Below are 14,460 nucleotides of genomic sequence, written 5' to 3' on the forward strand. Positions count from 1 at the left end.
TTTCTCAGCAGAGACCCCATTGCCTGTTGACAGGTAATTGAGAATCATTATCATCAACTCCGCACCCTCAACCGCGGAGCTGACCATGTTGCTAAGAACGCTTCCCCTGACCGACAACGGCGGCCGAGACAAGGTCGTACCCCTTCGCATGGCGACCCCCGTCGCAACGCGGCGCATCGAGAGCAAGAACCTCCTCGACGGTTCGCGTGAGCTCGTCATCGAGCACCAGGGCAGCGAGTACCACCTGCGCCTGACTCGCAACGACAAGCTGATCCTTACCAAGTAAGCGCACTTCTCCCCGACGCCAAGCCACGCGGGACCTCCCCGGACCGCGCAAGCCAGGCCTCCGTTCCTCGTCCCAGACCGGGAGGCGACATGTTCGGCTGGCTATCGTCCTTCGGCGTGCTCTCGCGCGCCCGTACCACCTCGACCACGCGCTGGCTGGCGCTGGCACCGCGGACCCTGTTCGAGGGCCTGGGGCAGCTGGGCGGTGTGCTGTACCTGGCACCGCCGCTGTCCGGCTGTGCGCTCAGCGCGCCGGCCGCCGACGGCTGCCTCGTGGAATCGGCCGATCTGGCGCCACTGCTGGTCGCCCGCTACGTGGGCCTGACCTGCGCCATCACGGCGGAAGGGCCGCGCGAGTGGATCGACTGCGTCAGCGCCGAAGGCGACACCGTCGCCCGCATCTATCTGCTGCCCGACACGGACTACCTCGCCTGGGATGGCCTGTTCGCCGACGCCTCACCGATCGCGGCGCCGGCGCGGCGATCGCCGAACCGCGAATGGTTGCGTGCATCGCGTGCGCGCGTGCTCACCTTCACCCGCCGACGGATGAGTGGCTTCACGGTGCTTGGTGCGCGCGACGCATGCATATCCACGCTGGGCCACGGTGTGGCGCGGGATATCGCGATGTCCGAATCCGTGGGCATCGCTGGCTGATGCCTCGCGCGGACGTGTCCGCCACCCGCGGGTGTCCGGACACTTTGTCCGCGGACACACATCTCGCGTCCCGAAGTCCCTGCAAGGCCATGATCTGATTTAGTATTTCGTGTTGGCACGCCGCTTGCTGCTATTTCCTGGAAATCACCAGGGATACCCAACATGATCCGCGACACCTCCGCACAGGACCGCCTCGTCGAAGTCCGCCCGAGCCATCGGCGCAAACTGCTGCTCGGTGGCGCGGGCGTGGTGGTCCTGGCCGCACTCGTTTTCGCGGCACCGAAGGTCGCGACGATGTTTTCGGCGGATTCCTCGGTCAGCGCCTCGCGCCTCTCGTTCGGCACCGTCACCCGTGGCCCCTTCGTTCGCGACATCGCGGCGGAAGGCAAAGTGGTCGCCGCCGTGAGCCCGACGATGTATGCGGCGTCCGCCGGCGCGGTCGTGCTGAAAGTGCATGCGGGCGACGTGGTCACGAAGAATCAGCCGCTCGCTGTCATCACCAGTCCCGAACTCACCAGCAAGCTCGCGCAGGAGCAGTCGGCGGCCGATGCGATGGAAGTGGAGTTCCTGCGCGCGCAGATCGACGCGACGAAGAAGCGCTCCGAGCTGCAGAAGGCGTTCGACAACGCGACCATCGATCAGACCGCCGCCGAGCGCGATCTCAAGCGCTACCAGAGCGCGTTCGACAAGGGTGCCGTGCCGGCCGCCGAAGTGGAGAAGGCCAAGTCCACGCTGGACAAGGCGGCGATCACCACGAAGCACGCGAAGTCCGACCTGGCGACGGATAACGACAGCCTGACTTTCGACGTGCAGTCGAAGAAGCTGGCCCACGACCGTCAGCTGCTGCTGGTGAAAGACCTCGAGCGCCAGGTCGACGACCTCAACGTGAAGTCGCCCGTCGACGGGCAGGTCGGTCAGCTGTTCATCGCCGAGCGCGCGACGGTCGCCAAGGATGCCCAGCTGCTGAGCGTCATCGATCTTTCCGCCCTCGAAGTCGAGATGAAAGTGCCGGAGAGCTTCGCGCGCGACCTCGCGATCGGCATGCCCGGTGAGATCACCGGTAACGGCAAGGTGTGGGACGGGAAGGTGAGCGCGATCTCGCCCGAGGTGGTCAATGGCGAAGTCGCAGCGCGACTGCGTTTCGACGGCGATACACCCAAGCAGCTGCGCCAGAGCCAGCGCATGTCCGTGCGTATCCTGCTCGACAAACGCGACAACGTACTGACCGTCGAGCGCGGCTCGTTCGTGGACGAAAGCGCCGGCCGCTACGCTTACGTCGTGGCCGACGGCATGGCCGATCGTCGCGATATCCGTGTCGGTGCCAGCAGCATCGACAAGGTCGAGATTCTGGACGGCCTGAAGGAGGGCGACAAGATCGTCATCTCCGGGGCGGACACCTTTGGCACCGCCAAGCACATCGCCATCAGCCGTTAACCGTTCCAACCATTCATCCACCGAGGGAAACGTCATGCTCAAGATGAACCATCTCGCCAAGGTCTACCGCACGGAAGTCGTCGAGACCTACGCCCTGCGCGACTTCAACATCGATGTGAAGGAAGGCGAGTTCGTGGCCGTCACCGGACCGTCCGGCTCGGGCAAGACCACCTTCCTCACCATCGCCGGCCTGCTCGAGACGTTCACCGGTGGCGAATACCACCTGGACGGCGTCGAAGTGAGCAAGCTCGACGATAACGCCCGCTCGAAGATCCGCAACGAGAAGATCGGCTTCATCTTCCAGGCGTTCAACCTGATCCCCGATCTCAACGTGTTCGACAACGTCGAAGTGCCGCTGCGCTATCGCGGGATGAAAGCCGCCGAGCGCAAGCAGCGCATCATGGATGCGCTCGAGCGTGTCGGCCTGGCCTCGCGCGCGAGGCATTACCCGGCCGAACTCTCCGGCGGTCAGCAGCAGCGTGTCGCCATCGCCCGCGCACTCGCCGGCTCACCGCGTCTTCTTCTGGCCGACGAACCGACCGGTAACCTCGATACGCAGATGGCCCGCGGCGTGATGGAACTGCTGGAAGAGATCCACCGTGAAGGTGCCACCATCGTCATGGTGACTCACGATCCGGAACTCGCCGCACGCGCGCAGCGCAACGTCCACGTGATCGACGGCCAGGTGGTCGACCTCGCTGAAGAACCGCGCTTCCACTCGCATCCCAACGTCGCCCACTCCTGATCGTACCGCCGCTTCTCCGGGGGAATCCGTCCATGTTCAGTTACTACCTCCAACTCGGTATGCGCAGCCTGCGGCGCAACCCGGTCCTCACCGCACTGATGGTGATGGCCATCGGCTTCGGCGTGGCCGCGTCGATGACGACGTACTCGGTGTTCCGCGCGACGTCGCGGGATCCGATTCCACAGAAGTCGGCCGTGCTCTACAACGTGCAGGTCGACAACTGGGGTCCCGAGAATACGGAGAAGGGCGAGCCACCCCCGGCATTGTCGTACCAGGACGCGATGGCGCTGCTGCGGGCACACAAGGCCGAACGGCAGACGGTGACCTATCCGATCGGCATTTCCGTGATCCCGGAAGACCCGAGCCGTCTACCGGTGCGCGAAGGTGCGTACGCGACAGGTGCCGACTTCTTCCCGATGTTCGATGTGCCCTTCATCCAGGGACAGGCATGGACGCTGGACGACGACGAGCGCCATGCCAGCGTCGCTGTGATCTCGAAGACGCTGAACGACAAGCTGTTCGACGGCGGCCAGAGCGTTGGCAAGCAGATCAACATCGATGGCCATCTGTTCCGCATCAGCGGCGTGATCCAGGACTGGGCGCCGCAGCCGCTGTTCTTCGACGTGCCCAATACGAGCGGGTTCAACGATGGCGCCTCGGTGTATGTGCCGTTCAACCGGGCTGTCGATCTCAAACTGCCCAATAGTGGCAACAACAACTGTGTCGCCGATCCCGGTGAAGGCTGGGACAACTATCTGCGTTCCGAGTGCATCTGGCTGTCGCTCTGGGCGGAGCTGCCGACCCGTGCCGCGGCGGAGTCCTACCGTCAGTACATCGCCGGCTATGGCGCCGAACAACAACGTGCTGGCCGTTTTCGCTGGGCACCCAACGGGCGCGTGCGTGACGTGATGGACTGGTTGTCGGTGCAGAACGTCGTTCCGCCGGAGTCGCAGGTGTCGCTGGTCGTATCGCTGGGCTTCCTGGTGATCTGCCTGGTCAACACGGTCGGCCTGCTGCTGGCGAAGTTCATGCGTCGGGCACCTGAAATCGGCGTTCGCCGGGCGCTGGGCGCGTCACGGCTGCATATCTACGCGCAGTTTCTGATCGAGGCGGGCACGATCGGCGTCGCAGGGGGCGTCCTGGGTCTGATCCTTACCGGGCTGGGCGTGCTCGGCGTGGGGCTGGTCTTCCCCGAGCCCATCGCACGGCTGGCGACACTGGACCCGATGCTCGTGTTGCTCACGCTCGTGGTGTCGATCGCCGCGTCGATCATCGCCGCTTTCTATCCGACCTGGCGCGCCGCTCAAGTGCAGCCCGCCTGGCAGCTGAAGTCGAACTGAGGATTTCATCGTGCAGATACTTCCCATCCTCGCCGCGCTGCGTCGGCATAAGGCCGGCACCATCCTCATCGCGCTGCAGATCGCGTTGACCCTGGCCATCGTCTGCAATGCCCTGTTCATCGTGCATGAGCGCGTCGAGCGGGCGAACCGTCCGACAGGCATGAACGAGTCGAACCTGATCGCCGTGCAGAACCGGTATGTAGGCGCGCCCTCGACCTACCTTCCGATCATCAGGACGGACATCCAGGCCATTCGCGCCATGCCCGGCGTGGAAGATGCGTATGTCACCAATACGTATCCGCTGCGCCGGGGTGGCTGGTCATTGACGGCGCGCACGGCACCGGATGCGACCAAGGGCGGCGCGCAGACCGCGCTTTACTTCGGCGACGAGCACACGCTCAAGACGCTGGGCGTGCAGCTCATCGCCGGCCGGAATTTCACGGCTTCCGAGATCGGCTCGTTCGAGCGCCAGGAGTCGCCGTCCCCGCCGCAGGTGATCGTGACCAAGACGCTGGCCGACAAACTTTTCCCCAACGGCGATGCGCTGGGCAAGGTCATCTATTACCGAGGCGGGAAGCCGTCGACCATCATCGGCATCGTGGCGAAGCTGACCGTTCCGTGGATCGACATGGACTTCATGGACAGCGTGACGATCATGCCGCTGACGTTCAACGACGGCGGACAGAGTTTCATGATCCGTACCAAGCCGGGTCAGCAGGACGCCGTATTCAAGAGCGTTCCCAAAGTCCTGTTCGACGTCAACCGCATGCGTGTCCTTCCCGAAAAATACGGCATCCGTACCTTCGAAACGGTACGTGCGAACGCCTATGAGGCGGATCGCGGCATGGCGATCCTGATGAGCGTCGTCTGCGGCGTGCTGCTGGCCATCACGGCGGCGGGCATCGTGGGCCTGTCCAGCTTCTGGGTCGGGCAGCGGCGTAAGCAGATTGGCGTGCGGCGCGCATTGGGGGCGAAGCGCAGCGATATCCTCAGTTACTTCATGACCGAGAACTTCCTGATCGCGCTCGCCGGCGTGGTCGTCGGCACGATGCTCGCGCTGGGGCTGAGCCAGTGGATGTTCACGCATTTCGAGATGAAGCGGCTTTCGTTCACGTACGTCATGGTCGGTGTGGTCGCGCTGCTCGGCCTCGGTCAGGCGGCGGTGTTCGCGCCGGCGTTGCGCGCCTCGCGGGTGTCGCCCGTAGAAGCGACGCGGAGCGTCTGACGCGTGGGTGTATCGATGTTCGCCTACTACCTGGAACTCGCCTTTCGCAGCCTGAGGCGGAGCAGGGCGCTGACGGCGCTCATGATTCTCGCCGTCGCGCTGGGGATCGGCGCGAGCATGACCACCCTGACCGTCCTGCACGTGCTGTCGGGGGATCCGCTGCCGGAACGCAGTGGATCGATCTACATGCCCCGGATGGACCCTCGCGATCTGAGCCACGCGGAGGATACGAAGCTCCCCGTGCAGGTGACCTGGATCGACGGCATGCGCTTGCTGAAGGACCGTCGGGCGGACCGGCAGGCCCTGATGGTGGGTGGCACGGTACCGGTCCAGTCCGACGACCAGGCCATGGATCCGTTTATCGAGCACGCGCGCTATACGACGGCGGACTTCTTCCCGATGTTCGCTGTGCCATTCCGCTACGGGCAGCCGTGGAGCGATGCGGAGGACGAGTCCAGGGCACACGTGGCCGTGATCGGAGCCGATCTGAACGACCGGCTATTCGGCGGCACCAACAGCGTCGGCCGGACGATACGCGCTAACGGGGCGGATCTTCGCATCATCGGCGTGCTCGATGTCTGGCGACCCGTGCCGCATTTCTACGATATCTACACCGGCAGCTTTTCAGGCAGCGAAGGCGTGTTCGTCCCGCTCTCGACGGCCCGTGCGCTGGAGATGGGCCGCGACGGTGGGATCAGCTGCTGGGGCGAGGGATCGACCGCCGAAAACGAGATGGAACGTGCCTCGTGCACCTGGCTGCAGTACTGGGTACAGCTCGACAGTGCGGCGCACCTCGAAGCGTATCGTCGCTACCTCGACGGCTACGCGCACGAGCAGGCGGCGCTTGGCCGTTTTCAGCGTCCCCAGCACCCGGAGGTGACCGGCCTGCTCGCTTTCCTGGAAGAGCAGAAGGTCGTTCCGAGTGACGTCCGCCTGCAGGTGTGGCTTGCCCTCGGATTTTTTGTCGTGTGCCTGGTCAACACCGTGGGGCTGATGCTGGCCAAATTCATGCGACGCGCCGGCGAAGTCGGTGTGCGGCGGGCACTGGGCGCGTCACGGCGCAGCGTGTTTGCGCAATTGCTCACCGAGGCCGGCCTGATCGGTGTGGCCGGAGGCGTGGGTGGGCTGATTCTCGCGTGGGCCGGACTCGCCCTGGTGCGAAGGCAGCCCGATGCGTTCGCCCGGCTGGCTCATCTCGATCTGGCCATGCTCGTCGCCACGTTGCTGCTTTCGGTGATCGCTACGTTGATCGCCGGCCTGCTTCCCGCCTGGCGCGCGTGCAGCATCACGCCCGCGCTGCAGCTGAAGAGTCAATGACATGAACATGCAGATCGGACCTATCCTCTCCACACTGCGACGCCATCGCTTCACCTGCACGCTGCTCGTTCTGCAGATCGCCCTGACGTGCGCGATCGTCTGCAACGCGGTTTTCCTGGTGCGCGACCGGCTGGCGTGGATGGACACGCCCAGTGGTGTCGACGAAGACCGTCTGGTGCGTATCGAAGTGGGTGACATCGGTATCCACACCGACATGCATGCACGCACCCTCGCGGATCTGGCCGCTCTTCGCGAGACCCCGGGTGTGGAAGACGCTACCGTGGCCAACTCGGTGCCTTTCGGCGACCGTAGCTGGAACAGTGGCGTCGGTCTTCAGCGCGATCAGCATGTGTCGAGCCTGAATACCGGCAATTTCTACGGCGAACGCATCGGCGAGGTCATGGGTGTGCAGCTGGCCGAAGGCCGGTGGTTCCGCCCCGACGAGTATCGCTGGATGGACGATGTCGTCAGCGCGAAGGTCAAGGTGGCCCCGTCGATCATCCTTTCGAAAGACGCTGCCGACCGGCTTTTCCCCGACGGGCATCCGATCGGTCGAAGCGTGTTCGTCGGCGATAACGAGATGCGTGTGGTCGGTGTCGTGAAACGGCTGTCGCGCGCCGGGGGCGGCGACCGTGGGCAGGCCGCCTTCAGCACGATGGTGCCGCTGCGGGAGTATCCGGCGATGGGCGCGGCCTTCTTACTGCGAGTGAAACCGGGGGAGGCGGACCGCGTACTGACGGCCGCCGCGGCCAAACTTCGCCAGCTCGACCCGCGACGGGTGGTCACCGGCAAACAGCGTTACAGCGACATCCGCGACGCGTATTTCGCCAGCGATCGTGCCATGGCCGTCTTGCTGGTCGGTGTGTGTATCGCACTGCTCACGGTGACCGCGCTGGGCATCGTCGGTCTGGCCAGCTTCTGGGTTGGCCAGCGGCGTCGGCAGATCGGCGTACGGCGGGCACTGGGCGCGCGCCGGGTCGATGTGCTGCGTTACTTTCAGACCGAAAACTTCCTGCTGGCCAGCATCGGGATTGGCGTAGGCATGGTGCTGGCTTATGGGATAAACCTGCTGCTGATGTGGCAATACGAAGTGCCGAGGCTTCCGCTGGTCTATCTGCCGGCCGGGGCGATCATCCTCTGGCTGCTCGGGCAGGCCGCCGTGCTGGCCCCGGCCCTGCGCGCGGCGGCGGTTCCCCCGGTGGTCGCGACACGTGGTTAGAATGAAGATTCATGCGAAAGGCTTTCAACCTTTTGGTCATCGAGAAGCATCCATGCCTGCATGCCAAAGGTTCACATGCGCTGCGTACTGATCATTGACGACAACCCCGCCGTCGGCGAGGCCCTTTCCCTTGCTCTCAGCCTGCGCGAGATCCGGCCCCTTGTCGCGCTCACACCCGAAGAAGGCTTGGCGATGCTTGGCCGTGAACGGATCGATGTCGTCATTCAGGACATGAACTTCACCGCCGACACCACGTCGGGGGAGGAAGGCATCGCGCTGTTCAAGGCCATCCGCGCGCGTTACACCGACCTGCCGGTGATCCTGCTCACGGCGTGGACGCACCTCGAAGCCGCGGTGGAACTGGTCAAGGCCGGCGCTTCCGATTATCTGGCCAAGCCGTGGGATGACAACAAGCTGCTGGCGACGGTGGAAAACCTGCTGGAACTGGCCGAAGCCAACCGCGAGGCCACGCGCGTCCATGTCGAACGCCGTCGCCGGCGTGAAGCTCTGGAAAGCCGCTACGAACTCGATGGCCTGGTATTCGCTTCCGAGGCCATGAGCCGCACGATCGAGCTCGCATGTCAGGTCGCGCGTTCCGACGTATCCGTGCTGGTGACCGGTCCCAACGGTGCCGGCAAGGAACGCATCGCCGCGATCGTGCACGCCAATTCCGCCGTGAGGCACGGGCCGTTCGTCGCGGTCAATTGCGGTGCGCTTCCCGGGGAGCTGATCGAGGCCGAGCTGTTCGGTGCCGACGCCGGCGCGTATACGGGCGCCAACAAGGCGCGCGAGGGCCGCTTCGAGATGGCTCACGGCGGCACGTTGTTCCTCGACGAGATCGGCAACCTGCCGCTGCCGGGGCAGATGAAGCTGCTGCGCGTGCTCGAGACGGGCCAGTTCGAGCGACTGGGTTCGGGGCGGACGCGACAGGTGAAGGTGCGCCTGGTCAGCGCGACCAATGCCGACCTCAAGGCGATGATCGCCGCGGGCACCTTCCGCGAAGACCTCTATTACCGCCTCAACGTCATCGACGTGAACCTTCCGCCGCTCTCCGAGCGCAGCGACGATATCCTGCCGCTGGCCGGGCATTTTCTGGACGGCAAGGCCACATTGACCGAAGACGCTCGCGAAGCCCTGCTGGCGCACTCGTGGCCGGGCAACGTACGTGAGCTGAAAAACGCCATCGCGCGTGCGGCGCTGCTGGCACCGGACGGTCGCATCGAGCCGGTACACCTCAACTTGCCGCCGCCGACGGCGAACGCCACGCGCAACCTCGACGAACCCAGCCGCGAGTCGGTCGAAGCAGCCCTGGCCTCGGCGGGCGGGGTCATCAGTCGCGCCGCGAACAGCCTGGGCCTGTCACGGCAAGCGCTCTACCGGCGGATGGAGCGATACGGGCTGGCTGTCTGACGCGCCGCCGATGAGGACGCTCACGCTAGAGGGACGCATGACGATCGTGGTGGCCGCATCGGCCATCGTCGGCGCGCTGGTGTTCGCGGGCGTCTCCATCTGGCCTTTCCCGCAGGTGCTGGCGTGGATGCGCGCGGTGCCTGACAAGACCGGCAAACTGCCCACGCCGGGGCCGATCGAGGCGTTCGACGGCACCACGGCCCTGGTCATCTGTCTTCTCGTGTTGCTGCCGCTGTCGGCCTGGGTGGCGCACCTTCTGGTCGAGCCCCTGCGTCGCCTGATGCGTGCCCTGGAAAGCGCACTGGCCAGTTATCGCGATGGCGACTTCAGCATCTCGATCGGATCGGGCCGCAACGACGAACTCGGCGACCTGATCCACATGCACAACGCGCTTGGCCAGACGCTGCGCGAACAACGCCAGCATCTCGCCCAGCGCGAGTTGCTGCTGGACACCGTGGTACAGAACACGCCCGTCGCCCTCGTGTTGACCGATGCGACAGGCAAGGTCACCTACGCGAACATCGCGGCGAGGCATCTCTTCAACGAAGGCCGGGCGTTGGCGGGTCTCGACTTCGCGACGGTGCTCGAAGCCATGCCCGTCAACCTTCGCGATGCCGCCGGCGCCGGCGAGGACGCGTTGTTCAACGTCGAGATGGATGGCAGCGAAGAAACCTTCCACCTTTCGCAGCGGGGCTTCCGTCTGCAGGGGCGGCCTCACCGGCTTCAGCTGTACCGTCGCATGACGCGTGAGCTTTCCCGCCAGGAAGTACACACGTGGAAACGGGTCATCCGCGTCATCAGTCACGAACTCAACAATTCCCTGGCGCCCATCTCGTCGCTGTCGCATTCCGGTGCCGAACTCGCACGTCGCGGCGATCTCGCCCGCTTGTCCGGCGTATTCGCCTCCATCGGCGACCGTGCGAAACACCTGCACAGTTTCATTGCCGGCTACGCCAGCTTTGCCAAACTGCCCGCGCCGCAGGCCCGCGAGGTCCCCTGGGCGCCATTTCTCGACGATCTGGCTCTGCACGCAGAATTTCGCCTTGCGGCGCCCTTGCCCGAGCATCCGGGGTGGTTCGATCGCACCCAGGTCGAGCAGGTGCTGATCAATCTCATCAAGAACGCGCACGAGGCCGGCGGGGAGGCCACGGAGGTCAGCCTGGCGGTCCACCACATCGGCCGCGAAACCCTGATCGAGGTGGCCGACCGCGGTCCGGGCATGAGCGACACCGTCCTTGCGCAGGCGTTATTGCCTTTTTATTCGACCAAGCGCTCGGGTACCGGCCTTGGGCTGGCGCTTGCCCGAGAAATTTCGGAAGCCCATGGCGGCCGTATCGCGCTGTCCAACCGCGACGGCGGCGGCCTTCGCGTCACCCTGTTGCTTCCCGCCGGTCCGGCCTGAGTCGCTTCGCCTATACTCCGGGCAAGACACCGGAAATAGGGAGCGAAGGGCCATGGGAAATATCGTCGTCGCGTTCGTCGTCGTGGTGGTTGCCGTCACCGTGCTGGCGAAGCTGATCCGCATCGTGCCTCAGGGCTACGAGTGGACGGTCGAGATGTTCGGCAAGTACACCGGCACGCTGACACCGGGTCTGCATTTTCTGATTCCCTTCGTCTACGCGATCGGTCGCAAGATGAACATGATGGAGCAGGTCCTCGAGGTCCCCTCGCAGGACGTCATCACCAAGGACAACGCGGTGGTCCGCGTGGATGGCGTCGTCTTTTACCAGGTGCTGGATGCCGCCAAGGCCGCGTATGAAGTCGCGAACCTCGAAGGCGCGGCGCTGGCGCTGATCATGACCAATATCCGTACCGTGCTCGGTTCGATGGATCTCGACGAGAGCCTCAGCCAGCGCGACGCGATCAATGCCAAGCTGCTGGGCGTGATCGACGAGGCCACGCATCCGTGGGGCGTCAAGGTCACCCGTATCGAAATCAAAGACATTTCGCCGCCGCGCGACCTGGTCGACGCGATGGCCCGGCAGATGAAGGCCGAGCGCGAGAAGCGCGCCAACATCCTCGATGCCGAAGGCTTCCGTCAGGCGGCCATCCTCAAGGCGGAAGGCGAAAAGCAGTCCGCCATCCTGAGCGCCGAGGGCAAAAAAGAGGCCGCTTTCCGCGAAGCCGAAGCACGCGAGCGCCTCGCCGAGGCCGAAGCCAAGGCGACGACGATGGTCTCCAACGCCATCTCGCATGGCGACGTCAACGCACTGAATTACTTCGTGGCCAACAACTACGTCGAGGCGCTGAAGGAAATGGCCAAGTCGCCCAATCAGAAGACGCTGCTGCTGCCGATGGAAGCCACGGGCATCCTCGGTTCGCTGGCGGGCATCGCCGAGCTGGCCAAATCCTCGCTGGCCACGCAGCAACAGCCGCGTCCGCCGCAGGGCGACGGCACCATCAACCGCACCCCGCCACTGCCGCGCTGACGCCATGAGCCAGATCGCGCTGCATTACCTGTGGTGGATCGCCGCCTTGCTGCTGCTCGGCGGCGAGGTGCTGTTGCCGGGTTACTTCATGCTGTGGATCGGGCTCGCCGCGGCAGTCATGGGCGTCGTGCTCCTGGCCGTCCCCGGTCTGACCGCGCTTGCACAGGCCGTGATTTTCGTGATCCTCGCATTCGCCTCCTGCTTCCTTTACTGGAAATGGGTGCGGCCGCGGCTCAACCGCGTTCCGGCAGGCAACGAACGCCTCAACCGTCGTGGCGAACAGCTGATCGGTCAGCGCTACACGCTGTGCGAGCCGATCGTGCAGGGGCGCGGCAAGGCGAGGGTGGGCGACGGCATGTGGCTGGTCACCGGGCCGGATCTCCCCCTGGGTGCCACCGTCGAGGTCATCGGCATCGACGGCACCACCCTGCGCGTGAAGGCGGTGGACGTTGCCTGAGGTCGCACCGCTGACCGTTCCGGTGAGCTTCGCCACCACGGCGATCAACACCCGCATCGCGTTCCTCACCGAGCTGGCGCGTCGCCTGCACCAGTACGGCACCACCGCACCACGCCTGGAGACCGCCATCGGTCGCTCCGCGCAGCGTCTGGGGCTCTCCGCCGAGGTCTGGTCCAGCCCCACCGCGATTATCGTGTCGTTCGCCGATCTGGGGCAGGGCGACGACGGCGTCGCCCAGGTCACGCAGGTCATGCGCCTGCCGCCCGGCGACGTCAACCTCGCGCGCCTCTGCGAGGCCGACCGCATCGCCGACGTCGTGATCGATGGCCGGATGGAACTGCGCGAAGGCTTTCACCTGTTACGTAAGCTGGGTGCGCCGGAAACCTTCCGTGCCGAGCTCGGCGTGATCGCGAGCTATGGCCTCTGCGCGGCCACCGTCGTCGGCCTGCTGTTGCACAGTGCGTGGCCCGATCTGATCACCGCGGGTTTCATCGGCGTTCTCATCGGCTCGATTACCGTCGCGTCGGGCAGCCGACCGCGGCTTGCCGCCGCCAGCGATGCGATCAGCGCCATGGTCGCCACAGCCATCGCGATCGTCGTCAGCGCTTACCTGGTGCCGCTGGCGGTCAAGTCGGTGATCCTCGGCAGCCTGATCGTGCTGATGCCCGGCATGGCGCTGACCACGGCCGTGCGCGAAATTTCAAGTCAACATCTCGTGGCCGGTGTCGCGCGCATGGGTGGCGCGGTAGCCACACTGCTGAAGCTGACCTTCGGTACCGTGGCGGCCAGCCAGCTGTGCGAGGCCTTCGGTATCGTGTCGCGCGATTATTCGCTGCCGCCACTTCCCGGCTGGGCCGACTGGCCGATGCTCGCGGTCGGCGCGTTCTCGTTCGCCATCCTGTTCCGCGCCGCCCGGCGCGACTGGCTGGTCGTGATGGGGGCCGTCATTCTCGGTTACCTCGCCACACGCTGGGGCGGCAGCATTTCGGGCTCACTGCCGGGCGCGCCCTTCGGCGTGTTCGTCGGCGGTCTGCTGCTGGGCTCGCTCAGCAATGTCTATGCGCGCTACGCCCAGCAACCGGGCGCCGTCGTGCGCGAGCCCGGCATCATCCTGCTGGTGCCGGGCTCGGTAAGCTTCCGCAGCGTGTCCTACCTGCTGGATCGCGATGCCTCACTGGGCATGGATACGGGTTTGCTCGGCGTCACGCTGCTGGTGTCACTGGTGGCGGGCCTGTTGTTCGGCGACCTGATCGTCGCGCCGCGCCGTTCTCTCTGAGCCGTCAGCTGGCGTACTGCGCCACGCCGTTGCCAAACGACCAGTTTTCCTTCTTCACCTCGACGAGACTGACGAAAACGTCGCCCGCTTTCACGCCTGGTGACTTGCCCAGGTTTTCCGCGATCGCCTGATACAGCGCTTTCTTCTGGTCGAGGGTGCGCGTGTCGTTGAAGGTGATCTGCACGATGACGATGTCGTCGGTGCGCTCGATACCGAGGTAGTGCGCGTCGTAGACGAGACCTTCCGCATCGTGTTCGGCGATGACCTGGAAACGGTCATCGTGCGGCACGCCGATGCTGACCAGAGCGTCATGAACGGCTTTGCCGAGCGCGCTGCGATAGGCGGCATCCTTGCCACGGCGGACATCGATTCGGACGAGGGGCATGTGGTTGACTCCGAGGATAATCCGCCCGGTTTACGCCCGGGCTCGGGTAGCGTCAAGCGTGGGTGCTTTCGAGTTTGCTCGGAAGGCTCGGCTTCGCCATCGCATTTGGCTTTGCCGCGGCTTGCGGTGTCGCGGTAAGAGCCGGCGGGGGTGACCCTCGAGGCCACGCCTTCGGCGACCCCTCAAGGAAGGGCCGCTACCGCGGCCGTGTATCAATGGCCTTCGGCCGGGTCGGGCTCCGACTGGGGGTTTTCGAGTCGGCTGTCCCTGCCTCCCCGAAAACG

General features: G+C 65.1%; 14 protein-coding genes. 13 read left to right on the top strand and 1 reads right to left on the bottom strand.

The annotated features are described in order from the left end of the window. Positions 1-148: 148 nt before the first annotated feature. The 13 genes from J2X57_RS12480 to J2X57_RS12540 all read left to right on the top strand — a co-directional run bounded on the left by J2X57_RS12480 (position 149) and on the right by J2X57_RS12540 (position 13,791). Positions 149-286, top strand: a complete 138-nt coding sequence (locus J2X57_RS12480; RefSeq protein ID WP_051944201.1) for a hemin uptake protein HemP — start codon at positions 149-151, stop codon at positions 284-286. A gap of 89 nt (positions 287-375) precedes the next feature. Then, positions 376-939, top strand: coding sequence for a hypothetical protein (locus J2X57_RS12485; protein ID WP_051943389.1), 564 nt, complete (start codon positions 376-378; stop codon positions 937-939). 162 nt (positions 940-1,101) lie between these two features. Next, positions 1,102-2,373 carry an efflux RND transporter periplasmic adaptor subunit gene (locus J2X57_RS12490; protein ID WP_309867492.1) on the top strand — a complete coding sequence of 424 codons (1,272 nt, stop codon included), beginning with the start codon at positions 1,102-1,104 and terminating at the stop codon, positions 2,371-2,373. A 34-nt stretch (positions 2,374-2,407) separates the two neighbouring features. After that, the gene (locus J2X57_RS12495; RefSeq protein ID WP_036111317.1) at positions 2,408-3,118 is read left to right on the top strand and encodes an ABC transporter ATP-binding protein; all 711 of its coding nucleotides are present in this window, start codon (positions 2,408-2,410) and stop codon (positions 3,116-3,118) included. Between the two features lie 32 nt (positions 3,119-3,150). After that, positions 3,151-4,458 carry an ABC transporter permease gene (locus J2X57_RS12500; protein WP_036111318.1) on the top strand — a complete coding sequence of 436 codons (1,308 nt, stop codon included), beginning with the start codon at positions 3,151-3,153 and terminating at the stop codon, positions 4,456-4,458. A 10-nt stretch (positions 4,459-4,468) separates the two neighbouring features. Next, positions 4,469-5,683 carry an FtsX-like permease family protein gene (locus tag J2X57_RS12505; RefSeq protein WP_043695257.1) on the top strand — a complete coding sequence of 405 codons (1,215 nt, stop codon included), beginning with the start codon at positions 4,469-4,471 and terminating at the stop codon, positions 5,681-5,683. Positions 5,684-5,698: 15 nt separating this feature from the next. Continuing rightward, on the top strand, positions 5,699-7,000 hold the full coding sequence (locus J2X57_RS12510; RefSeq protein ID WP_309867498.1) for an ABC transporter permease: 1,302 nt from the start codon (positions 5,699-5,701) through the stop codon (positions 6,998-7,000). Positions 7,001-7,007: 7 nt separating this feature from the next. Next, a complete protein-coding gene (locus J2X57_RS12515) occupies positions 7,008-8,219 on the top strand; it encodes an ABC transporter permease (protein ID WP_309867501.1) in 1,212 nt (403 codons plus the stop codon). 75 nt (positions 8,220-8,294) lie between these two features. Beyond that, positions 8,295-9,629 (top strand): sigma-54 dependent transcriptional regulator, encoded by a 1,335-nt coding sequence (locus J2X57_RS12520; protein WP_309867540.1) that lies wholly within the window; start codon positions 8,295-8,297, stop codon positions 9,627-9,629. Between the two features lie 37 nt (positions 9,630-9,666). Then, positions 9,667-11,031 (top strand): ATP-binding protein, encoded by a 1,365-nt coding sequence (locus J2X57_RS12525; protein ID WP_309867504.1) that lies wholly within the window; start codon positions 9,667-9,669, stop codon positions 11,029-11,031. 52 nt (positions 11,032-11,083) lie between these two features. Next, the gene (locus J2X57_RS12530; RefSeq protein ID WP_079522572.1) at positions 11,084-12,058 is read left to right on the top strand and encodes an SPFH domain-containing protein; all 975 of its coding nucleotides are present in this window, start codon (positions 11,084-11,086) and stop codon (positions 12,056-12,058) included. A 4-nt stretch (positions 12,059-12,062) separates the two neighbouring features. Beyond that, positions 12,063-12,515: an NfeD family protein gene (locus J2X57_RS12535; RefSeq protein WP_309867509.1), complete on the top strand. Its 453-nt coding sequence runs from the start codon at positions 12,063-12,065 to the stop codon at positions 12,513-12,515. Next, positions 12,508-13,791 (top strand): threonine/serine exporter family protein, encoded by a 1,284-nt coding sequence (locus J2X57_RS12540; protein WP_309867512.1) that lies wholly within the window; start codon positions 12,508-12,510, stop codon positions 13,789-13,791. The genes J2X57_RS12535 and J2X57_RS12540 overlap by 8 nt, the downstream gene beginning before the upstream one ends. A 4-nt stretch (positions 13,792-13,795) precedes the next feature. On the opposite strand, the gene J2X57_RS12545 is transcribed toward J2X57_RS12540, so the two are convergent. Next, entirely contained in the window at positions 13,796-14,176 is a 381-nt protein-coding gene (locus tag J2X57_RS12545; RefSeq protein ID WP_043695242.1) for a tautomerase family protein, read from the bottom strand. Positions 14,177-14,460: the final 284 nt, after the last annotated feature.

This window comes from Luteibacter sp. 1214 (assembly GCF_031455395.1).
GTDB lineage: Bacteria > Pseudomonadota > Gammaproteobacteria > Xanthomonadales > Rhodanobacteraceae > Luteibacter > Luteibacter mycovicinus.